The organism is Corynebacterium sp. LK26 (assembly GCF_014335085.1).
Lineage (GTDB): Bacteria > Actinomycetota > Actinomycetes > Mycobacteriales > Mycobacteriaceae > Corynebacterium > Corynebacterium jeikeium_D.
The window spans coordinates 25631-48277 of the sequence record NZ_PDHB01000004.1 but is presented as its reverse complement, the minus strand read 5'-3'; the positions used below and the strand labels follow the sequence as shown (position 1 = coordinate 48277).

21 protein-coding genes are annotated in these 22647 nt (G+C 59.4%); 19 read left to right on the top strand and 2 right to left on the bottom strand.

Annotated elements, in window-relative coordinates:
- Nucleotides 1-14 precede the first annotated feature (14 nt).
- Nucleotides 15-947, bottom strand: a complete 933-nt coding sequence (locus CRD13_RS05100) for a hypothetical protein (protein ID WP_016421980.1) — start codon at nt 945-947, stop codon at nt 15-17.
- Between the two features lie 34 nt (nt 948-981).
- On the opposite strand from CRD13_RS05100, the gene CRD13_RS05095 reads away from it, so the two are divergent.
- The 5 genes from CRD13_RS05095 (at nt 982) to CRD13_RS05075 (ending at nt 5036) form a co-directional block, all read left to right on the top strand.
- Entirely contained in the window at nt 982-1920 is a 939-nt protein-coding gene (locus CRD13_RS05095) for a Ppx/GppA phosphatase family protein (RefSeq protein WP_161798518.1), read from the top strand.
- Nucleotide 1921: 1 nt separating this feature from the next.
- A complete protein-coding gene (locus CRD13_RS05090) occupies nt 1922-3325 on the top strand; it encodes a hypothetical protein (RefSeq protein ID WP_016421982.1) in 1404 nt (467 codons plus the stop codon).
- 102 nt (nt 3326-3427) lie between these two features.
- Nucleotides 3428-4237: a pyrroline-5-carboxylate reductase gene (gene proC / locus CRD13_RS05085; RefSeq protein WP_016421983.1), complete on the top strand. Its 810-nt coding sequence runs from the start codon at nt 3428-3430 to the stop codon at nt 4235-4237.
- Between the two features lie 263 nt (nt 4238-4500).
- Nucleotides 4501-4692, top strand: coding sequence for a helix-turn-helix domain-containing protein (locus CRD13_RS05080; protein ID WP_005509751.1), 192 nt, complete (start codon nt 4501-4503; stop codon nt 4690-4692).
- A gap of 242 nt (nt 4693-4934) precedes the next feature.
- Nucleotides 4935-5036, top strand: coding sequence for a 30S ribosomal protein bS22 (locus tag CRD13_RS05075; RefSeq protein ID WP_003855542.1), 102 nt, complete (start codon nt 4935-4937; stop codon nt 5034-5036).
- Nucleotides 5037-5274: 238 nt separating this feature from the next.
- On the opposite strand, the gene CRD13_RS05070 is transcribed toward CRD13_RS05075, so the two are convergent.
- Nucleotides 5275-6399 carry an HAD family phosphatase gene (locus tag CRD13_RS05070; protein WP_187399976.1) on the bottom strand — a complete coding sequence of 375 codons (1125 nt, stop codon included), beginning with the start codon at nt 6397-6399 and terminating at the stop codon, nt 5275-5277.
- A 164-nt stretch (nt 6400-6563) separates the two neighbouring features.
- Here CRD13_RS05070 and CRD13_RS05065 point away from each other — a divergent pair, with 164 nt between their 5' ends.
- The 14 genes from CRD13_RS05065 (at nt 6564) to ccsB (ending at nt 22622) form a co-directional block, all read left to right on the top strand.
- The gene (locus tag CRD13_RS05065) at nt 6564-6806 is read left to right on the top strand and encodes a glutaredoxin family protein (protein WP_016421985.1); all 243 of its coding nucleotides are present in this window, start codon (nt 6564-6566) and stop codon (nt 6804-6806) included.
- 224 nt (nt 6807-7030) lie between these two features.
- Nucleotides 7031-8473, top strand: a complete 1443-nt coding sequence (locus CRD13_RS05060) for a glutamyl-tRNA reductase (protein ID WP_187401359.1) — start codon at nt 7031-7033, stop codon at nt 8471-8473.
- Between the two features lie 15 nt (nt 8474-8488).
- A complete protein-coding gene (gene hemC / locus CRD13_RS05055; protein WP_049190547.1) occupies nt 8489-9421 on the top strand; it encodes a hydroxymethylbilane synthase in 933 nt (310 codons plus the stop codon).
- A 204-nt stretch (nt 9422-9625) separates the two neighbouring features.
- The gene (locus tag CRD13_RS05050; RefSeq protein ID WP_187401358.1) at nt 9626-11293 is read left to right on the top strand and encodes a bifunctional uroporphyrinogen-III C-methyltransferase/uroporphyrinogen-III synthase; all 1668 of its coding nucleotides are present in this window, start codon (nt 9626-9628) and stop codon (nt 11291-11293) included.
- A gap of 47 nt (nt 11294-11340) precedes the next feature.
- Nucleotides 11341-12399 (top strand): porphobilinogen synthase, encoded by a 1059-nt coding sequence (hemB, locus tag CRD13_RS05045; protein WP_070438168.1) that lies wholly within the window; start codon nt 11341-11343, stop codon nt 12397-12399.
- A gap of 45 nt (nt 12400-12444) precedes the next feature.
- Nucleotides 12445-13089: a hypothetical protein gene (locus CRD13_RS05040; protein ID WP_016421990.1), complete on the top strand. Its 645-nt coding sequence runs from the start codon at nt 12445-12447 to the stop codon at nt 13087-13089.
- Complete coding sequence (locus tag CRD13_RS05035; protein WP_016421991.1) at nt 13086-13466, top strand: hypothetical protein; 381 nt, start codon at nt 13086-13088, stop codon at nt 13464-13466. Before CRD13_RS05040 ends, CRD13_RS05035 begins: the two co-directional genes overlap by 4 nt.
- A 19-nt stretch (nt 13467-13485) precedes the next feature.
- Complete coding sequence (locus CRD13_RS05030) at nt 13486-16077, top strand: cation-translocating P-type ATPase (protein WP_016421992.1); 2592 nt, start codon at nt 13486-13488, stop codon at nt 16075-16077.
- Between the two features lie 35 nt (nt 16078-16112).
- On the top strand, nt 16113-17459 hold the full coding sequence (gene hemL / locus CRD13_RS05025; RefSeq protein WP_187401357.1) for a glutamate-1-semialdehyde 2,1-aminomutase: 1347 nt from the start codon (nt 16113-16115) through the stop codon (nt 17457-17459).
- Between the two features lie 7 nt (nt 17460-17466).
- The gene (locus CRD13_RS05020; RefSeq protein WP_076772585.1) at nt 17467-18165 is read left to right on the top strand and encodes a histidine phosphatase family protein; all 699 of its coding nucleotides are present in this window, start codon (nt 17467-17469) and stop codon (nt 18163-18165) included.
- Between the two features lie 55 nt (nt 18166-18220).
- Nucleotides 18221-18835 (top strand): TlpA disulfide reductase family protein, encoded by a 615-nt coding sequence (locus CRD13_RS05015; RefSeq protein WP_016421995.1) that lies wholly within the window; start codon nt 18221-18223, stop codon nt 18833-18835.
- Nucleotides 18836-18858: 23 nt separating this feature from the next.
- The gene (locus CRD13_RS05010) at nt 18859-19719 is read left to right on the top strand and encodes a cytochrome c biogenesis CcdA family protein (RefSeq protein ID WP_187269916.1); all 861 of its coding nucleotides are present in this window, start codon (nt 18859-18861) and stop codon (nt 19717-19719) included.
- A 15-nt stretch (nt 19720-19734) separates the two neighbouring features.
- The gene (locus CRD13_RS05005) at nt 19735-21438 is read left to right on the top strand and encodes a cytochrome c biogenesis protein ResB (protein ID WP_187401356.1); all 1704 of its coding nucleotides are present in this window, start codon (nt 19735-19737) and stop codon (nt 21436-21438) included.
- Between the two features lie 173 nt (nt 21439-21611).
- A complete protein-coding gene (gene ccsB / locus CRD13_RS05000; protein ID WP_016421998.1) occupies nt 21612-22622 on the top strand; it encodes a c-type cytochrome biogenesis protein CcsB in 1011 nt (336 codons plus the stop codon).
- Nucleotides 22623-22647: the final 25 nt, after the last annotated feature.

Here is a 22647-nt window from a genome sequence, read left to right as displayed (position 1 = left end):
TGAGAAACCCCGACTTAAACCTCGTCCGGCGCCAGCCCCTCGGCCGCTGCGCGTGTGGCCGGGTGAATCGCCAGCAGTGGGTAGCCACTCGGCCCGAAAGCCTTGGCCGCGCCCGCTATTTCTCGGGCACGGCAGTGCTCCGCCAGAATTTCGTAGCACTCTTCGCCGATGAGCTCTATTAGCTCGGACTTGTGCGTGCGCCACACCGGCTCGCCACCGGTATGTGTGGCCGGCGCGCCCGTGCAGAACCATTCAAAGTCCTCGCCGCCATCGCCCCAGGCACGACGATCGTATTCGGTAATGGTCGTGCGCAGAATCTCCTGGCCGTCCGGGCGTTCCTCCCAGTCCTCCAGTCGGCGCAGCGGCACCTGCCAACACACATCCGGCTTGACCTTTACGGGGTCAATGTCGTTGGCCATCGCCCATTGGTGGATGGCACAGCCCGCACCATTGCGCCATCCGTCACGGTTGGCAAAAATGCAGGCATTCTTCACGACCTTCGTTTTCAGAGCAGGCTCAGGCTCTCCGTTTTCGTCGTCAAGCTCGTCCCACACTAACCACGGTTCCAACGGTTCGGAGGGGTCGGTTTCGTAGGTTTCAAGCCACTTCAGAGTTTGTTCGGGGCGGTTCTGCCACCACTGGGGCTCTGCGGAGTCGCCTTCCATTCGCTTTACGACGTCAATAACCCTCTCGCGGTCTTCTTCGTCGGTGATAAAGGCGCCATGGCCACAGCATCCGACATCCGCGTTCGCGGAGTCGATGCCCTGGCAAGCGGAGGTGCCGAAAGCGCATTGATAGGAGCTCATCAACCAGGTTAGGTCGCAGGTGATGATATGTTCTGGGTCCTCCGGGTGGGCGAACTCGAACCACTCGCGGGGAAAGTCATAGGCGACTTCAGCGGGAGACGGTTGCGGTCCACGACCGGGGCGGGGGTGGGGTTGATTCACACCAATACACCGTAGACCGTCTAACCTACTAAGAGTGAGATTAGGTGTATTAGATGTAGGTAGTAATACCGTCCACTTGGTGATGGTGGACGCCCGCCGGGGCGGACATCCGACTCCGATGAGCGATTCCAAGTCGACGATGAAGCTGGTCGAGTACCTGGATAAGGACAACAACCTGTCCAAGAAGGGCATTGACAAGCTGACGGGCTACGTCGCTGAATCCAAGGAATTGGTTGAGCAGATGAAGTGCGAAGAGATGATTAGCTTCGCCACTTCAGCTGTTCGCGATGCCACGAATGCGGACGAGGTTCTCGCCCACGTTGAGAAAGAAACTGGCATTAAGCTGCAGATTCTCTCCGGTGAGGATGAGGCTCGTCTGACCTTTTTGGCAGTACGGCGCTGGTACGGCTGGTCTGCTGGTCGTCTAATCAACCTGGATATCGGTGGCGGTTCTCTTGAGCTGACGTCGGGTACTGATGAAGATCCGGAGGCCGCGTACTCGCTGCTGCTCGGTGCGGGACGGTTGACCCACGAGTGGTTCGAGACCGATCCGCCGGAGCGCAAGAAGATTGACCTGCTGCGCGATTACATTGATGCTGAGCTCGCTGAGCCAGCTCGTCATCTGCGTACGCTTGGTGAGCCGGACTTGGCTGTCGCCACCTCGAAGACTTTCCGCACTCTCGCTCGCCTGACCGGTGCGGCGCCTTCCGCTGCTGGTCCCCGGGTTAAGCGCACTCTGACTGCCGCTGGTTTGCGCCAGTTGATTGCGTTTATTTCCCGCATGACGGCGGCTGACCGTGCTGAACTTGAGGGTGTTAGTGCGAATCGTTCTCACCAAATTGTCGCAGGTGCTCTCGTTGCAGAGGCTAGTATGCGAGCATTGGGATTAGAGAAGGTCGAGATTTGTCCTTGGGCGCTGCGTGAGGGCATTATCTTCCGACGACTGGACAGTGACCTATACGGAAAGGGTTGAGATGAGCGAGGAAAAGCTCACCGTTGCCGAACTGCTGGCGCGGCGGCAGAAGGAGGGAGCCCCCTCTGAACCACCGCGGCGCCGCCGTCGACGCAGCCTTGAAGAAGGCGGTGTGTCTGTTCAGGAGCTCACCGGCTCAATCCCTCGTGTAAAGGCCGACGAACCGCGACGTGGTGCTCACGCTCTTTCCAACGCAGACGACGATCAGACGACTACGAGTGATTTGCTTGCCGACGAAGCTGCGGCCAACGCCGCCGAAGAAGCGCAGGCAACCGAACCGGAGGTAGAAGCTCCGGAGCACTCGGAGGCTGTCGCTGAGCCAGTGGTAGTTGCTGAAGGGGCGGATTCGTCGGAGCATGAGGTTCAAGCTGAGGCCGAGGCTGAAGCTGCTGATCAGGAAGAAGAGGAGTCGGAATTAGCTGAGGCTGACGCCGAAGTAGCTGACGCCGAGGTCGCTGAGGCCGAAGCTGACGAGGTTGCCGAAGTTGCTGAAGAACCGGTTGCACCGGTTGCACCGGCAGCTCCGCAGCAGGAGCAAGCCGCGCAGAGCACACCAACTGCGCAGCCAGCAGCCCCTGCGGTGCCATTGGCAATTCCGATGGAACCCCGTCCGGTCATGGTCAACTCCGAGCGTTCGGAGATTACCTACACCTTCACCGAACTGCGTGACATGGCAGACGAGTCGCAGCAGCTTGGGGAGCCGGGGCCAGTCGCTCGTGCGGTACTCACCGGTTCCAACGCTTACGACGACCGTCCGACTGCCTCCATTCCGGTTGTCCAGGACAATGTCGACGAAGAGTCCGAGGCATCCGCTGAATCGGATGACGTCGACGGTGAACAATTTGCTGAGGCTGAAGCTGCTCAGGAAACCGCTACCTTCGAGGCTGCCGACGCTGACGCCGATACCGGTGCCGCTTCCAAGGCGGCAGTGGCAGCCGCTGTCGCTCCTGAAGTTGCACAGGCAGAAGACGCACAGGCCGATATCGAGCAGGCCGAGGACGCCCCCACTGAGGCTGCACAGGTCGAGACCACACCGACCCAGGCCGCAGCTGACGAGAAGCAGGCGGAGCCCCGGGACGTCGTTAAGCGTGAAGAATCCAAGAGCTCCAAGGGCAAGGCCGTCGCGCGCGATGGCTACGCCGAGGACAATTCCCTCTCGGTGCCGTTGCTGCTAATCCAGGTCTTCGTGGGTCTGATTGCTGGTGCATTGGTGTTCCTGGGCTTCACCATGGCCTGGTCGTCGCTGCCAAAGATTGTGGTTGTCATCATGGCTCTCGTGGTCGCTGGTGGCTTCGCGGGAATGGCGAACTACCTGCGCCGTGAGAAGGACAAACTGACACCGATTCTCGCAGGACTTGTCGGTTTGGCGCTGACATTTGGCCCCTGGATTCTCTTCCAGTTGTAGTGGGGTCAACAGAATAATCATCACCTGATGCAGGGGTCGGAAGCGTAGTTTTCCGGTCCCTGCATTCGCATGTGTGGGCCAGTTTTGGCACACTTAGCGTCCATGACAAGAATTGCTGTAATTGGTGGCGGAAAGATTGGTAGCGCACTCGTCGGTGGTCTCATCGACGGTGGTGTCTCGCCCTCCTCGATTTATGTGGTGGGGCGCACCAAGGAGAGCCTGGCCGGTCTGAAGGAGACCTACGGCATTGTCGATGCCGACGACCCAGTAGGGGCCGTCGACGGTGCCGACGTGGTGTTCTTGTGCGTAAAACCGTACTTGATTATCGACATGCTCGAGCAGATTGCCGACGTGCTCGATGACTCTGAGGTCGACACCATTGTGGTGTCGATGGCGGCTGGCATCACGCTGGACAAGATGGAAAGCGTCTGTGCTGTCGGTACTCCGGTGATCCGCGTCATGCCGAATACCCCGATGCTGGTGGGCAAGGGGGTCTGTGCAGTCGCGCCGGGCCGCTTTGTCACGGAGAGCCAGACCGACGAGGTTGTCGAACTGTTGAAGAAGGTCGGCAGCGTTGAGGTTGTCGATGAGTCGCTGATGTCTGCAGTCACTGCAGTCTCGGGCTCCGGTCCGGCTTACTTCTTCCAGTTCGTCGAGGCGATGACCGACGCGGGTGTGAATCTGGGCCTCAAGCGTGATCAGGCTAAGCGTCTGGCGTCGGCTACGGCTGCTGGTGCAGCCGAGATGATGATGCAGGAAGGCGCGGACCCGACTGCGTTGCGTGCCGATGTCACCTCTCCGGGCGGTACAACCGCTGCGGCCACCCGAGTTTTCGAGGAAGAAGGCATTCGTCGCGCGGTGCATCGTGCGCTGCAGGCTTGCTATGACAAGGCCAACGAGATGGGTAAATAAGCATTTCGCCGAGTAGAGGCGGGTGTACAAGTAACCCCAATATTTGGGGCATTGGAAATGGTCAGCGGCAGTAGCTAATCCGATACGCAGGGACGATGGGTTAGTCACAACTGTCACACCATTCGCCAATGCCCCTATTTTTTATCAAAAATCGCACCGGCACCTTGCCTACCGGTAGGATATGAAAAGCACGTGCGTGTCACGATTTTCTGCAGGAGGGGAAGCCTGCAGCGCGTCGCGTGCGCTGAAGGGAATATTTACTAATGCAGAATGCAGATAAAGGCACCTTTCTGACCGTTGCAGAAGTTGCTGACATCATGCGCGTATCCAAGATGACCGTCTACCGCCTGGTTCACGCTGGCGAGCTGCCGGCAGTGCGCGTTGGCCGTTCTTTCCGCGTCCATGAGTCCGCAGTCAAGGAATACCTGGACTCCTCCTTCTACAACGCGGGTTAATTTTTTCTGCCTTTAAGTGGGGCTGTTTGACCTGAACGCATATGTCCCCGCTATGATTAATCCGATTAGTACATGGTGCTGTGCTGCGCCCCTGTTTCCTATCGTCTTCAAGTCATGAAGTATCTAGCTGTGAAGGCGGAAGGAAAAAGGGCGTGACATCTCGGCGGTTGTAAGGCCGCATTGAGTACGCCGCCATTGTGCAAGAAAAGAAATTTCCGTCAACGAATAGCGAGGTCGAGCCGATGGGTTCCGTCATTAAGAAGCGTCGCAAGCGCATGTCGAAGAAGAAGCACCGCAAGATGCTTCGCCGTACCCGCGTGCAGCGTCGTAAGCTCGGCAAGTAAGCCAGCATTCCTGCCGTTATCGCAGGAGCGCGCGTGCTGCGTCGCGTACACGTTTTAAAAGCAGAACCCGCCCGGTCTCGTTGAGATAGGGCGGGTTTTGTCGTTGGGGGCTAATCACGGGCTGCCGATTACGGGCTGCAAATGTGAAACTGTAGGAGTTTATGACACTTTCATGCCATTTTTCGAGCCATTTTTGTCATAAACGCAGTCACTAACTCTCGAGTGCGCCTAGCAGCGTTTAACTTTCCTTGTTCGCGTCCCACAGTCGCTTGCCGACGAGTCCCGCGCCCCCGACAGCTCCTGCCAGCAGTGCTCCGATCGAGAGCCACCGCATCGTGGCGAAGGTTGCGGAGCGGAAGTGACGGTAGTCGTAGACAGTCCACCCCATCTTTTGGGCGTAATTCCGCAATTTGCGGTCCGGGTTGATGGCCACGGCGGTGCCTACCATGGACAGCATGGGGATATCGTTGGCGGAATCTGAGTATGCCGTGCAGCGAGACATATCCAACCCGGAAGAGGCCGCCAGAGCTGCCACCGCGTGCTTCTTGCCCGGGCCGTGGAGAATATCGCCTACCAGGCGGCCAGTGAACTTGCCATCTTTGACCTCGGCGACCGTGCCAAGGGCGCCGGTCAGTCCGATGTGCTTAGCGATAACCTGGGCCAGCTGCACCGGGGTAGCGGTGACCAGCCAGACCTCTTGGCCAGCCTGGATATGTAATTCCGCAAGATCGCGGGTGCCCTGGTAAACGCGGTCGCTGATCTTTTCTTCAAAGATTTCTTCGCCGAGTTTGACCATTTCATCCACATCGTGGCCGGCGAAAAACTCCAATGCCTGTTCACGGGCCTTAGCTACGTCGGCAGCGTTTTCCGCGCCTGAGATTCGGAATTTCAGCTGCTTCCAAATCATGCCGGCCAAATCACGCTTCTTGATGAAGCCGCGCTCGACCAAACCCATGGCAAAGAGGAAGATTGATGCGCCTTGGACAAGCGTGTTGTCCACATCGAAGAAAGCGGCTGCGCCCTGATCGCGTTCGACACCTGGAATGGGCTGCGAGAGCACACGTGCACCGCCAGCGGCATCTTCGGCACCAGCTACACTGCGAAATCCCGTAGCCAGTTCTTCGCCGCCGACGTCGTAGACCTCGCCGAGAGCTTCCAGTGCATTGGCAGCCGCTGCAGCACCAGCTTCCTCCTGTGCTTCGTCATTGAGCGGAGCGAGAACTACCTGCTCGAGGAAGTTGCGGACGTTACCCTGCGAGGACGCAAGGTCACCCAGCATGTCGATGGGGAAGGGGGAGCGGTTGTCGGCACTGAACTCACTCACGGCACGAAAATCTCTTTCCACGGTGTATGCAACCGACATCCGTTATCGGAAGCTCTTGTTGAATAGTATCCGCTCTTTAGGCAAAGCTGCGCGCTGAGATTCAAGGAGCGGATGGGGCGAGGATAAGAAGACTCACTTTTGCAGGGGAAGTGTGGGGAGGGGGACGTCGTAAAGCGAAACAGTCGACCTTTAGACTGGCCGTTATGGTGACTGTGACGGTGATGAGTAGGAAGACGTGCGGTTCGTGCGCCCGAGTGATTGCGCAGATTGAGCCGCTAGTTCGGGACCAAAATGCGCAGTTCCAGGTGGAAGATGTCGATACCGATCCGAACTTGGCCATGGAATTTGGCGATCGCGTGCCGGTGATTTTGGTCAATGATGAGGAGATCGCTTGCTGGGAAATCGATGATGATGAACTCCTGGAAGCGATAGCGGAGGCCGAATAAGTTCGGGAGACAACTCTGCCGAACTGCTAGGAGCTGCGGAGACATGGCAGAATGTGGAGTAGCGGCAAAGAAGTAGGGGAGTGCTGCGAACATCGAGGTAGAGACTAAGTAAAGTATGCCTTTGTTGTGACGAGATGGCGGAGTTGTCTAGCGTTAACAGTCATAGCTGTGTGAAAAAGCCCGTAGCGGGGCCTGTGAAGGAGCAATAGAGCGGTGATTGAGCGGTGAGTGTGCTTCTCGTCGGAATGTCGTACCGGTCTGCACCGGTGACCCTTCTTGAAAAGGTCTCCGTCGGTGAAACTGAGCGAGAGGCCATTTTGGCTCGGCTGGTCGCGGATGAAGCGATCAGCGAAGCGATGCTGTTGTCGACCTGTAACCGCGTTGAGTACTACGTGGTGGCCAACGGCTTCCACTCTGGCCTATCGGCCGTGGTCCGTGAAATTGTCGGTCGTACTGGGCTCGAACTCGATGAACTGACACCGCACCTCTATGTGCGGTACGCACAGGCCGCAGCGGAGCATGCCTTCTCGGTGTGTGCTGGTCTTGACTCGATGGTGCTGGGGGAACAGCAGATTATCGGTCAGCTTCGCAATGCTTACCAGGAAGCGGACGAAGCCGGCACCGTCGGTCGCATGCTGCATGACTTGGCGCAGAAGGCGCTGCACACAGGCAAGCGAGTCCACAGCGAAACACTGATCGATAATGCGGGCGCATCGATGGTCTCCGTGGCCATCGACGAGGCGATTGCTGCGCTGCATCCTGGGTTCAACTCTGGTGTTGACGTCGCTGAGGGTACCGATATTCTGGCCGGACGTTCGGCCCTTGTCCTCGGCGCCGGTGCGATGAGTTCGCTGGCCGCCAGTTACCTGGGGCGCTGCGGCATTGATCGTCTGATTATTGCCAACCGCACCGTTGACCGGGCGCAGAACCTGGCTAACCACTCGATCGAAGCGGGCATCCCCGCTACTGCTATTGCGTTGCATGATTTCGCTGATGTCCTCGATGATGTGGACATTCTCGTCAGTGCCACCGGAGCCATGACGCCAGTGGTCTCAGCTGCAGATGTTGTCGACCACGGCCCGCTCGCCATCGTCGATTTGTCTATGCCTCGCGACGTCGCGGAGGATGTCTCCGGGCTTGAGGGGATCGCACTCTTCAACATCGAATTGCTGCAGATGACTCGCACGGAGGTTCCGGGTCGTGATGATGAGGCTGCAGCGCGCGACATTGTGGCCGAAGAATTGGAGTCCTACCTCACGGCGCAGCGCGCAAGCGAGGTAGCACCGACTGTTCGCGCTCTGCGTGAGCGCGCGGCGGATGTGGCGGCGGCTGAGCTCGCTCGCCTGGAGGCGAAGACACCGGGTCTTACTCAAAAGGAACGTCGCGAGGTCGAGTCCACGGTTCGCCGCGTCGTCGATAAGCTCTTGCACGCGCCAACGGTGCAGGTCAAGAAGCTTTCTAGCCAGCAGGGTGGTGGCAACTACGCGCTTGCCCTGCAGAAGCTCTTCGACCTGCCCCTATCCACCCCCTCTGGCCTGTATGCTGACACCGATATCCCCGCAGATCTCATGGTAGAGGGCCGAATTGGGCGGATGCAGGGATTTGAGCAGTATGGTCTTGACAGTAGTGCCATCATTGAAGGCGTTGCTGAAACCACCAAAAATTAACACCCGGAGGGAAACATGCCTGACCCAGCGACTATTCGTATCGGTACCAGGGGCTCGGAACTGGCCACGACACAGGCCGGTCACGTCCGTGATGCACTGATTGAGCTGGGACAGCCTGCAGAGCTGGTGATTGTAAAGACCGCCGGTGACCATAACCGCCACGACCCGGTGGAAAAGATTGGCATCGGTGTCTTCACCCAGGCGCTGCGTCATGCACTCCGCGAGGGGGTGTGCGACATTATCGTGCACTCGTTTAAGGACCTGCCGACCCTGCCGGAAGACGACATGATGGTCGCAGCCGTGCCGGAGCGCGTCGATCCGCGAGAAGCGCTGATTTCCCGCGATGCCACGCCGCTGATGGACCTGCCTGAGGGGGCTCGTGTGGGTACCTCCGCGCCGCGTCGTGTCTCTCAGCTGCGTGCGCTGCGCTCCGATCTGGAACTTGTACCATTGCGTGGAAACATCGAAACCCGCATGGGGCGCGTCTCTGAGGACTTGGACGCTGTCATTCTGGCTCGCGCTGGGCTGGAGCGCACGGGTCGCCTCGGAGAGATTGCGGAATCCCTGGATGTGGATGTCCTCATGCCAGCCCCGGCTCAGGGCGCCCTGGCGCTGGAGTGCCGCACTGCTGACCGCGAAATTGTGGATATTCTGCGCAAGATTGACCACCCGGTGTCCCATGCCCGGGCTGTCGCTGAGCGCGCGGTACTCAATGAGCTGGAAGCGGGCTGCACCGCTCCGGTCGCGGCCTACTCAACCGTGAGCGACAGTGGTGAACTCACCCTGCAGGCGGGGGTGTTCGCACTCGACGGTTCGCGTCAGTTGCTCGAGACCGCTACCGCAAACGTGGATAAGGCCGATGAGCTTGGCCGGAAGGTTGCGGCGGCCCTGCTCGAACGGGGTGCTCATGAGGTAATGGGCGATACCCTGCGGGAATCTCAAAAGTAGCCGGTTAGTTAATTTGGCTCAAACCCTTTATGCTAATAGGCCTGTATGCATGCCGTTGGGATAAGGGTTTCCTTCGTGTGCTCGCATGTGAGATTCAGGTATCTACCTGCCCCTCACATGCGTTGGCGCATGTCCGCTTTCTTCCTTAGAGACTCATCGGCACGAAAAGTGAACAACCAATAGAAAAGAAATCACTCCGCAACGATGAACACCTCCCTCCCCTCAGCAACGGGACGCATCCTGTTCGTCGGCGCTGGTCCTGGAAATCCCGACCTGCTGACGCTTCGCGCCCGTGAGATTCTCGCAGACACCGCTATCGCCTACGTCGACGCCGATGTCATGCCGGGGGTTCGAGAGCTCGTCGCAACCGATGTGCCTGTTCCTCCCGAGCTGCTGAAGGAAGCCGAGGAAGAGTACGAGCGCATGTGCGCCGCAGCCAAGGCCAAGGGATCTCGTCGTAAGCCGCCGCGTCCGGCACCACCGACCGCCGCAGATCTGCGCACGCCTATCGACGATCCCAAGAAGATGGCAGAATTGCTCGTCGAGGAAGCCGCTAAAGGCAATGACGTGGTGCGTTTGGTGGCAGGCAATCCGCTGACCAACGATTCGCTGCTGGCCGAAATCAACGAGGTCTCGCACGCCGATGTTGAGTTCCAGATCGTCCCTGGCATGTCCGTGCCCTCCACCGTCCCGGCATTTGCCGGTATCGCGTTGGGCTCGACGTACACGGAGACCGATCTCGATCGCGCCGATGTGGACTGGGACGAGCTGGCCCAGGCACCGCAGCCGTTGGTGCTGCAGGCCGTGCAGGACGACCTGTCCGCCATTGCAACTGAGCTCGGCGAACGCGGCCTGCCGTCGTCGTTGCCGGTGTCGGTGACTGTCAACGGTACGACTCGTCTGCAGCGCACCTACGACGTCACGCTGGGCACCTTGGCGCAGCTCTCAGGTGACCTGACCGGTCCGCTGGTGGTCACGCTTGGCAAAGGCGTGGACAATCGCTCGAAGTACTCATGGTGGGAAAACCGCGCTCTCTACGGATGGAAGGTGCTGGTCCCACGCGCCAAGGCTCAGGCAGGGCCGATGAGTGCCCGTCTCGTTGGGCACGGCGCCATCCCGATTGAGGTCCCGACCATCTCAATCGAGCCACCGCGCAGCCCGGCGCAGATGGAACGCGCCATCAAGGGGCTTGTCGACGGCCGTTACCAGTGGGTTGTCTTCACTTCCGTCAACGCCGTCACCGCAGTGTGGGAGAAGTTCCAGGAATTCGGCTTGGACGCGCGCTCCTTCGCCGGGGTCCGCATCGCAGCAGTCGGCCATCGCACCGCCGCTGCCATCCGCGATCTCGGCATCACTCCGGAGCTGCTTCCGGATGACACTCGTCAAAATGCCGCGGGCATTGTCGACGTGTTCCCGGAGTACATCGAGGATCTCGATCCGGTCAACCGCGTGCTGCTGCCGCGCGCCGATATCGGCACTGACGTGCTTGTCGACGGTCTGATTGATCTGGGCTGGGAAGTTGATGATGTGGTCGCTTACCGTACCGTGCGGGCAGCGCCACCGAGTGCGGATATCCGCGACATGATTAAGTCCGGTGGCTTCGACGCAGTGTGCTTTACCTCGGGGTCGACGGTGAAGAACCTGGTCGGCATCGCGGGTAAGCCGCATGCTCGCACCATCATTGCCTGCATCGGGCCGATGGCCGCAGCCACGGCTCGCGAGTACGGCCTGCGGGTAGATGTCGTGCCGGAGCGCGCAAGCATCCCGGAGCTGGTGGATGCGCTGGCAGAGCATGTTGCGCAACTGCGGGCGGCAGGGCAGCTGCCACCACCGCGCAAGAAGCGTCGTCGTTCGCGTAAAACCAAGGACTGAGCAGGGGCGTACCGGAGCGAGTTCGCGTTTTGATTAAGGTTGTCTTTATGACTACATCTGGAGCTTCTGAATCATCCCGCGAAATCGATCTCGAACAGTTTGGATTTCCTCTCCCGATTCGTCGCCCACGCAGGCTGCGCACCAACCCGGTGATGCGTGCGATGACGGCGGAGACGACACTGACTCCGAAGAATCTCATCCTGCCCATGTTTGTTGCAGATGGGATTGATGAGCCGAAGCCAATCAGCTCCCTGCCCGGGGTAGTGCAGCATACCGAGGACTCCCTGGTAGAAGCTGTGCGCGAGGCTGTTGAGGCAGGTATCTCGGCAGTTGACCTCTTCGGTGTCCCGCTGGATGCGGACAAGGACGGCGAGGGCTCTGAGTCCTGGAATCCGGAGGGCGTTCTCAACCGCGCTCTGCGTCGTCTCCGCGACGAGTTCGGGAATGACATTTTGATCATGGCCGACACTTGCCTGGATGAGTTCACTGACCACGGCCACTGTGGCGTGCTGGGCACGGATCGCTTCGGCAACACGGTCGTTGAGAATGACCGCACGCTGATTAACTACGTCAAGATGGCCGTTGCGCAGGCCGACGCCGGTGCACATATCGTGTCCCCTTCGGGCATGATGGACGGCCAGATTGCCGCCATTCGCGAGGGCTTGGATGCCGCTGGCCATGAGGATGTCTCCATCATGGCGTACTCGGCAAAGTACGCCTCCGCCTTCTACGGTCCATTCCGTGAAGCTGTGGGCAGCTCGCTGCAGGGTGATCGCCGTACCTACCAGCAGGATCCTGCAAACCGTCGTGAGTCCCTGCTTGAAGTGCAGCTCGATGTTGACGAAGGTGCGGACATGGTGATGGTCAAGCCGGCCATGAGCTACCTGGACATTCTGCGCGAGGTCGCGGATATGTCGCCGGTGCCGGTTGCCGCTTACCAGGTCTCTGGTGAGTACGCGATGATTCACGCCGCTGCCGCCAACGGGTGGATTGACCTGGATGCTGCGATGATGGAGGCAGTTCTGAGCATTCGCCGTGCCGGTGCGGAGCAGATTTTGACCTACGCAGCGGTGGACTTGGCGAAGAAGCTGCGCGCCCAGTTCTAATTCGCTCGGGTGAACGTGCAGTAGTAAATATCGAGAAGTGGACGGATGACTAAAGAAGAGAAGAAGCCCGCAATTCCCGAGCAGGTCGAGGGAGCTAGGCAGGCGTGGCGGGTTACGGCCGTGTTGCAGCTGCTCGTCGCTGCGGTAGCTACGGTGACCTACTGGCTGCATCCGGAAATGCTGATGAGCCCCTCAACCGCTAAGGAGAATTTCCCGGGTTTCAGCGAGGGCCAGATTGATGCTGCCATGAAGGCGACTATCGTTATCGCGTTCTTTTTCGCAGTGGGGCTTTGCATCGCGTTCTTCGCCATTATCGAGCGAATGCGCAAGGGGAGCGAAGGTGCTCGCACCGTGCTGGTTATCGGCTCGCTTTACCTGGCACTGTCGGCGCTGATGTCCTTCTTCTCTTCTACGGCTTCAGAATCGGGAGTGCCGGCATCCCTCGTTCTTATCAGCGGAATTGTGCGAATCGCCTCGGCCACTGCCGCGGTAGCGGGTCTAGTGCTCGCCGCTTCGAAGGAATCCAAGGACTACTTCGATCATCAGCGCCCGTCGAAACCGTGGACGCCGTCCGCTCCGGAATCGCATCTGCCGAGAGCGTCGAAGCATGGCGCTGATCCAAAGCGGCAACAGCAGCTGGGCCAGTCACAGCCCAAGCAATCCAAGCAGCCTGAGGAGTCCAAGCGATGATGTCCCTGCCGAGTCGGCCCTGGCAGTGGGTGCTTTTTGTCGCGCTCATCGCCCAGATTGTCCTGAGCTTGATACTGGTCACCGGCGACTATTCGCAGGCTCCCGCCGCCGTTGGCCGCGATATCTACATCGTCGCCGGTGTGACGCTGGTCTGCTCGCTTATTGGTAGCGGCTGCTTGCCGACGGCCACTGAGTTCAAACTCTCCCGGAACTGCCTGCTCATCATGGTGATTATCACGGCTCTCGCCATGTTCTTTGCCATTATGGCTGGAGCGCTGACTGTATGGGTTATCGCGCCCAGCCTGGCGATGGCGTGTGGACTACTGTTGCTCTATCGTGAATTAGCGCTCACGCGCGCCAACCAGCCACAGGATTAGACGGAAAGTTTCAAAGGCTATGAGTGACACCGGTGAGTTTGATTTCTCTCTGGACAATCGCGTTGAACAAGCGATTGTGGATGCCAAGGTCGCTGCTCGTAAGGCATTGCCACGAAGCCGTCAGGACATCGACGAAGAAAGTGCCCATCAGCGGCTTGCACACCGCAGAGGCCAGTCCAACACAGCTTTCGCACTCATCCTGGAAAACTTGGAAAACGCCGAGAGTGCTGAGCGTGCTGAGCATGTTTTGGAATCCTTTCCAGATGTGACGGCCTCTGTGGTCTACAAGCCCGGACGCGCGTGGATTACAGCGCCCGATACCATCGATCCGAATCAGTTCATCGAAGCTCTCCGCGAAATTGGGGTCGAGTCGTACCTCACGCGCAGCACGCTTCGGCGTCGTGCAACTCGGCTGGATGTGTCACAACATCGCCGTCCCGCTGTTCCGGCTGCCGCTCAACAGAATGAGGAGGAGCGCATTCGCCGTCGTGAAGCGGCCTTGCGCCGAAGCGGCGGTGGCGCGGAAGTACTGTTCACGGCGCGTGAACTGGTGACCAAGCAACGCTTTTGGGGAAGCCTGTTCCTATCGATTCCGGTGCTGGTGACGTCGTTGAACGTCAACTGGCAGTTCCCGGGTTGGCAGTGGATGTGTCTTGTGCTGACCACGATTGTGGTGTGGTGGGGTGGTTGGCCGTTCCACCGGGCAATGGCGGCGTCCCTGCGTCGGCGGATGTCGGCGCTGGATGGGGCGAGCTCCATTGCCATCCTGCTGGCGTGGCTGTGGTCGCTAGCGCAGCTTATCTTTGGTCCCGCGGGACAGATTGGATATACCACTGCGCCCACTTGGTTTGCTTTCAACTACCGGGAAAGCGCCTCGGCAGAGGTGTTTTTCGACGTTGCGTGCGGCCTGACTGTGCTGTTGCTAACAGGTCGCATGTTTACGCGCTACAACAAGGTGCGTACTGGACAAATCTTGCGCAACCTGCGCATTCCAGCTGAGCGAAACGTGACAGTCGTGCGCAAGAGCGCTAAATCCGCGGAGCCGAAACGGGTGGAGGTGACGGTCGCGGAGCTCAATATCGGTGATGACATCGTGGTTCCACCGCACTCGGTGATTCCGGTTGATGGCTCAGTCATCGGTGGTGCGTCCACGATGGATGCGCAGCTACTCGGTATCGGCGTTGAACCGCAGAAGGTCAAGGTCAATTCCAAGGTTTGGGCCGGTGCAATCAACCTGGATTCGGAGCTCAAGGTGCGCGTGGAACGCACCGGTTTCAAGACCCGGGCGTCATCGATAGCGCGCTGGCTTCGTCAAGCGGTTCGAGAAGAAACGGTGATGCACCAGACCGCAGTGCACTCGGCATCAGAGCTGGTGCCATGGACGCTGTCGTTGGCGGGCGTGGCTTTTTGCGGCTGGTGGCTGGCGACTGGCACGATGAGCGGTGCCCTCGCGGTGGCGCTGGCTATGCTCTCGGGCATCGCGCCGGTGGCATTGGCAATGTCTACGTCGACCGTGCAGCGCATCGGGATTCTGGCCGGTGCTAGTAACGGAATCTTGATTCGTGGCAATGAGACTTTCCGAAAGCTGGCCGCTGCCGATGTGGTGATTTTTAACCGAGTTGGAACGCTGACCGAGGGTGACACCCACGTGCTCGGTGTCGCCGCTGAGCGCAATGAAAATCCGGATCTGGTTCTGCGTGTGGCGGGCGCTCTCATGATGGAGAGCAACCACCCGGCATCAGCGGCAATCGTGCGCGCGTGCCGTGTATCCCGCGACGCCGGTTCCGGCGGTGGCGAGGTGCCGCACTGGATTGAGACTGTACACGTCGCAATTGCGGAAGACGGTGCGTTCGTTGGCCAGGTAGAGATCCCGGTGAAGGACTCGGACGACAAGTTGGAGATGCGCTTTGTTGAGGGGCGTGTTTGGCGTCCGCGTGATCTCACTGCACTCAGCGAGAAAATGGCCGTGGCTGCGCTCAGTGGCGGTACTCCGATGGTGGTGTCGTGGCGTGGCAAGGTCCGTGGTGTCATCACCATTGGTGAGGACATTAAGCCCGATGCGGTCGAGAGCATTGACCAGCTTGAGGATATGGGCGTGGACACCATGATGATCACGCGAGATCCGTATCCAGTAGCCCGTCGTTTTGCTGACCGGCTGAATATCTCACGAGTATTCGCGGGCATCATTGCCTCCCGCAAGGCCATTGCGGTGCGTTCGGTCCACAGTGACGGCGAGACTGTCGTGATGGTTGGCGACAAGGACATCCGGGACTCTCTGCGTGCCGCTGACGTGGGTGTTTTGATGGACAACACCGAAGGCAATCAGAATCTTGATGTTGATTACGCCGATGTCGTGGCACTGCGGAACAACGTGTTGTCGATTCCGGAGGCCATTGAAATCGCACGTGCTGTGGTGCGGATGATGGACTCCAACATCTACTTTGCGTGGTTCTACAACGTTGCGGTCATCCTGCTGGGTATGACCGGTATGATTCACCCGCTGCTGGCATCGCTTTTGATGATTTTCTCCAGCTTGTGGATCGACTGGCGATCCCGTCGAGTGTCCTCTCGCCGCAAGCATCTATTCAGGGTGAAGCTGGGACGTTGGTAGGGCAGGGTAGCCCTTCATCCGAGTGGCCGTCTACGATGGTCACCGTGACTCAAGACATTAATGCTCCTCATGTCCCAGAAAACGTTGAGCTCACCGATCGTTCGGCAGAGTTCTTTACGCAGGCTCAGGCAGTGACGCCGGGTGGCGTGAACTCGCCGGTCCGCGCCTTCGGTTCCGTCGGTGGCACCCCACGTTTCATTGACCACGCCGCGGGCTCTCGTCTCGTGGATGTTGATGGTAACGAATATGTGGACTTGGTCTGCTCGTGGGGTCCAATGATTCTGGGCCACGCGCACCCGGCAGTGGTGGAGGCCGTTCAGAGCGCCGCCACTCGCGGTTTGTCTTTCGGCGCTCCGACGACGGCTGAGACCGACCTGGCTCGTCACATCGTTGAGCGCACGTCGGTAGATGAGGTGCGTCTGATCAACTCCGGCACTGAGGCCACTATGTCCGCAGTACGCCTGGCTCGCGGTTTCACTGGCCGTTCCAAGATCATCAAGTTCGCCGGCTGCTACCACGGTCACGTGGACGCGCTGCTGGCATCGGCCGGTTCCGGTGTCGCTACTTTTGGTCTGCCGGATTCGCCGGGTGTCACCGGTGCATCGGCTGCCGACACCATTGTTGTTCCTTATAACGACATTGAGGCCGTCAAGGCCGCATTCGCTGAGAACCCGGGCGAGATTGCCTGTGTCATCACTGAGGCGGCAGCGGGCAACATGGGTACCGTCGCACCGCAGGACAACTTCAACGCGAAGTTGAAGGAAGTCTGCCACGCAGACGGCGCACTGCTGATTCTCGATGAGGTCATGACTGGCTTCCGCGCTTCCTACAACGGCTGGTACGGCATTGATGGTGTGGCCGGTGACCTGACCACCTTCGGCAAGGTCGTCTCCGGTGGTCTGCCGGCAGCTGCCTTCGGTGGTCGCCGCGACGTCATGGAGTACTTGGCTCCGAACGGTCCGGTGTACCAGGCAGGCACACTCTCCGGTAATCCGGTCGCTATGGCAGCTGGCCTGGCCAACCTGGAGAATGCCACGAAGGATGTCTATGACACCGTCGCAGCCAATGCAGATCGCCTGGCCACGATTCTGTCCGACGCCCTGACCAAGCAGGGCGTGGCCCACCACATTCAGCGTGCGGGCACGATGCTCTCGCCACGCTTCGCTGAGGGCGAGGGCCATAACTTTGAGCAGATGCAGGCAGCGGATACTTTCCGCTACCCGGCTTTCTTCCACGCCCTACTGGCCAATGGTGTCTACCCGCCGGCTTCTTGCTACGAGACCTGGTTCGTCTCCGCTGCGCTGACCGACGCCGACTTCGAGATTATCGAGCGTGCAGCAGCCCGCGCGGCCGAGGCGGCGGCAACCGCCAAGCCGGAGTAGGTGACACGTGCCGAACAAGACCAATTCGCAGGCAGCACAGCAGGAATCGCAGCCGACACAGCCGGAAAACCAGGCGTCTAAGCGTGCAACAAAGCACGCCAAGACCACGGTCGTACATCTCGTCCGCCACGGCGAGGTTTATAACCCGGATAAGATTCTCTACGGTCGCCTGCCCGGCTGGCACTTGTCTGAGCGCGGTCAGCGTCAGGCAGCGGCCACGGCCTCGTCCTTCGAAGGCCACGACATCCGCTACTTCGCCTGTTCCCCGCTACAGCGCACGCAGGAAACCTCACGGCCCTTCACCGAGATAATCGGCATGAAGCCGACCCTGGATGAAGATTTGCTGGAGGCTGGCAACTCCTTTGAGGGTTTGCACATCAAGGGCATTGACTCCGCACTGTGGAATCCGAAGTACTGGCCACGGCTGCGTCGTCCGAGCGTGCCCAGTTGGGGCGAGCCCTACGAGGAGATCGCGGACCGTATGTTCCACGCCATCGAGCGAGCCCGCGAGGCCGCCGAAGGAGCGGAAGCGGTGCTGGTGACGCACCAGCTGTGCATCATTGCAGCTCAGCGTCGTGCGCGGTACTTGAAGCTCGCCCACAACCCGGCAACTAGGCAGTGCGATCTGGCCAGCGTGACCTCCTTGGTCTTCGTCGGCGACACCATTGTCGACGTGCGCTACAGTGAACCGGCCGGTCACCTGTAAGGTGAATAGATAGTTTTGTTGAAGTTTCACTGACCCCCGGAAGGTGGCACCCCAAGTGGCCAAGGTCTCATCGTCCCGAATTGCAGCAACGCTAGCGGCAGCAACTCTGTCTCTGTCGCTCGCAGCATGTAACCCCGGAGATTCAGTGGGACACGATGCCGTTGCCGTCGGCGGTCAGTTCGAGTTTGTTTCTCCAGGGGGTCAGCAGATCATTGACTACGCACCCGAGGAGCGCAAACCGGTCGGCAAGGTGTTCGGTCCTTCTCTAGAGGACGACGACAAGAAAATCTCCCTCGATGACTTCAAGGACCAGATTGTGGTCCTAAACGCCTGGGGGCAGTGGTGCGCACCGTGCCGATCCGAATCGGATGACCTGCAGTATGTCCAGGAACAGATGGAAGAGCAAGGTATCGGCACCGTTCTCGGCATCAACGTCCGCGACAATGTCCGCCAGGCTCCCATCGACTTTGTGAAGGACAACGGCATCACCTACCCGTCCATCTATGACCCGGCCTTCGTCAACGCCAGCGCACTCGGCGGCATCCCGGCTTCGGTGATTCCGACAACCATCATTCTGGACAAGCAGCACCGCCCGGCCAAGGTCTTCCTCCGCGAGGTCGATCACACCATGCTGATGAAGGCTGTTAATGAAGTGAAGGCGGAGGGCTAGGCCCCAGCATGGGAACTCTTGCCATGGACACGATTTATCTTGCCGATGGCATCGGCCAGCAGTTCGCCGACGCCGCCACCGGCGGTCCCATCCTATTAGGCCTGCTCGCTGCTGCGCTGGCTGGTCTCGTCTCGTTTGCCAGCCCGTGCGTCATTCCGCTCGTGCCCGGTTACGTCTCGTATCTCACCGGTATTTCCGGAGCATCGGGGGCGCAGGGCCAGGGCTTGACGACGGGCACTGCGGACGCAACCGCCGTCGATAAGCGTGACGGCGATGGAGGGCGTGGCAAGCGTTCCGCAACTGCCCGCGTCGGCCTGGCTGCGTTGCTGTTCGTGCTGGGCTTCACTGTCATTTTCGTGCTGGGGTCGGCCTCAATTTTCGGGCTCGTGTCCACGCTGCGTCTGCAGGCGCGCACGCTGACGATTGTCGGTGGCGTGGTGACCATCGTGATGGGACTCGCCTTCATGGGCATGGTGCCGGCGCTGCAGAAGGACACCCGCATGGCGCCGAAGCGCTGGACCACGTGGCTGGGAGCGCCACTGCTTGGCGCGGTGTTCGCGCTGGGGTGGACGCCGTGTCTGGGTCCGACGCTGACTGCAATTATTTCGGTGTCCGCAGGTACACAGGGAATGACCGCGGCTAGGGGAGTAGCGCTGATTATTGCTTACTGCCTGGGGCTGGGGCTGCCGTTCATTTTGGTGGCGCTGGGGTCGGCACGCGCGATGCGCGGAGTGGAATTCCTGCGCAAGCACTCGCGAACCATTCAGATCATCGGTGGTGTGGCGCTGGTGCTGGTCGGAATTGCCCTGGTCACGGGACTGTGGGATGTTTTTGTTGCCTGGGTTCAGGCCGCTTTTATTACTGATACGGTAACGCCAATTTAATGAAAGATTTTTTCAATGTCGGTGAATTGGAATAAGGTACGACAGCCCTTCCAGCAGGTCTGGAACTGGTTGACCAGCATGCGCACGGCGCTGATTCTGCTGTTCATCCTCGCTTTCGCAGCGGTTCCGGGCGCCCTGTTGCCACAGCGCTCGCTGAATAAGGACAAGGTCGACCAGTATCTTGCCGCCAATGGCAAGACCGCCGAGATCATGGATAAGCTGCAGCTTTTCGATGTCTTCTCGTCCGTCTGGTTCGTCGCCATCGTGGCCTTGCTGCTGATTTCCCTGATCGGCTGCATTATTCCGCGCACTATCGACCACTACAAGGCCATGAAGACGCCACCGGCCAAGGCGCCGAAACGGTTAGCGCGTCTTCCGCTTCACGACGAAGCTGTGGTCGATGCTTCCGCGGACGAGGTTTCTGAGCGGGTGCGTGAGCGCCTGAACAAGTGGGCGTTGACCGAGACTCCAGCAGATGAAGATCGCGCTGGGGCGCGCTCCTTTTCCGCGGAGAAGGGTTACTTGCGTGAGTTCGGCAACTTGGTGTTTCACCTGGGCATTGCGGTGCTGATTATTGTCGTCGGTTGGGGTCGCATGACTTATTACGAAGGTCAGGTCATTTTGCTGACCAACACCGGCACCGAAATTTCTGACGACAACGTCAACAGCGCGGTGGGCGTTCCGTTCTGTAATACTGCTGCGGCGAACTTTGACTCGCTGCGCGCTGGCAACACCTTTGACGGTACGACGTTGAACCCGTTCTGTATTCAGGTCGATGACTTCTTCGCCGACTACCTGCCGAATGGCCAGGCCAAGATGTTTACCTCTCGTATCCGTTATGCGGAAGAGAAGGACATGCGCAAGCCTGTCGATGAGTGGGAGAAGACCACGCTGCAGGTCAACCACCCACTGCGCATCGCAGGTGACCGCGTGTACCTACAGGGCCACGGCTTTGCCCCGGCGTTCAAGGTGACCTGGCCGAATGGTGAGTCGCGTACCTCGATTGTTCAGTTCCGACCAGATGACCTGACGTACTTCCTGTCTTCGGGTGCTCTGCGTTTTGACCCGCCTGCAGGCATGTACCCGGACCTGTTCGAGCGCCGCCAGAACCAGATTGCGATTGAGGGCCTGTTCGCCCCGACCGCCGAGTTCACTGGTGAAGGGGGTGCCCTGTTGCAGTCCTCTTACCCGGCGATGCAAGACCCGGCTGTGGCCGTCGACGTCTACCGAGGCGACGCTGGCTTGGACACTGGCCGTTCGCAGGGCCTGTTCTCGCTCGACCGCGACCTGATGCACTCGGGTCAGCTGGAAAAGGAGGCCCGCGTCAACCTCAAGCAGGGCGAATCCACAGAGCTTGCCGACGGCACCAAGATTGAATTCCTCGGTGCGAAGGAATTCGTCAACTTGCAGGTTTCGCACGATCCCACGCAGTTCTGGGTGCTGGTGGCTACTGTGGCCGCACTGGCGGGCATGGTGATGTCGCTGGGTATTAAGCGCCGGCGTGTTTGGGTGCGCATGTTCCCGCTGGAGGATGGCCGCACTCGCGTTGAGTTCGGTGGCCTTGCCCGCACAGACAAGGCAGGTTGGGGCGAGGAGTTCCAGTACATCGTTGACGACATCCTGGAGCGCGACAGTGATGACGAGGACAGCGAAGGAAACGATGCTGCCAAGGATGACAATGCCGATAAGGACAGCACGGACAATGAGACCAAAAGCTAACTGACCACTAAGTCCGGCCCATCCCTGCCACAGGGTGAACGCGAGGGGGCGAAAATTTCGCCTCCGCGCAACTTTTTTGCGTCCCTCGTGTCTGGCCCCCTTTTGCTTAGCCCCACTTTAGGACTAGGGTTTGAAGAAGTATTCCGCTAATTCCACACTTTGGAGCCAAGTACATGCTCGTCAATAAGACACTGGCGCAGTTTTCGGACTGGTCGTACTTCACGGCCTTCGCCTTTTATCTTGTGGCCTTTGTTATTTCCATTGCCTACTACAGTCGTCGTATCGCGGCCGCTGAAGCGAAAAGCCAGGTTGCGGAACGCGAGCTGGTAGCCGCCGGTGCGGGTGAGGGAGCTACCACCGCTAGTGTTGCTGACTCGGGGGAGTCGGCGACGAAGTCGTCGGCAAGCGAGCCTAAGAACCAGGTGCTGACGAACCGACTCGGCGTTGTGACGGAAATGCTGATTTACGTCGGGGTGGCCGTGCACTTTGCATCGGTGCTGCTGCGTGGCCTGGCCGTGCAGCGTTTCCCGTGGGGCAACCTCTACGAGTACGTATCAGTTTCAATCCTCTTTGCTATGGCAATTGCAGCTGGCGTACTGCATCGTGAAACCATGCGTGTGTTCTGGCCGTGGCTGTTGGCTCCGATTCTGGCGCTGATGTTTTACGGTGGTAAGAACCTATATGTTGAGGCTGCTCCGGTGGTGCCGGCACTGCAGTCGATTTGGATTCCGGTTCACGTCTCGATTATTTCTATCGGGTGCAGTATCGCACTGATTTCCGGTGTTGCCTCGATTCTCTACATGCTGCGGATGTACAACCGCGAGGGCAAGGAAAAGGGCTTCCTGGGCAAACTGGTCGCGCCGCTGCCGGATGCTCAAAAGCTGGATGCGATTGCTTACCGCACCGCTATTTGGTCCTTCCCACTGTTCGGTCTGGGCATTGTGCTGGGCGCTATCTGGGCCGAGTCCGCATGGGGTCGTTACTGGGGCTGGGACCCGAAGGAGACCACGGCGCTGATTACCTGGATTATCTACGCCCTGTACCTGCACGCTCGCGCGACTTCGGGTTGGCGTAATACCAAGGCCGCGTGGATCAACATCTTCGGTTTTGCCACCATGGTGTTCAACCTCTTCTTCATCAACCAGGTGGTTTCGGGCCTGCACTCCTACGCTGGTCTGAACTAAGTCTTCACACTTGTACAAAGCCGGC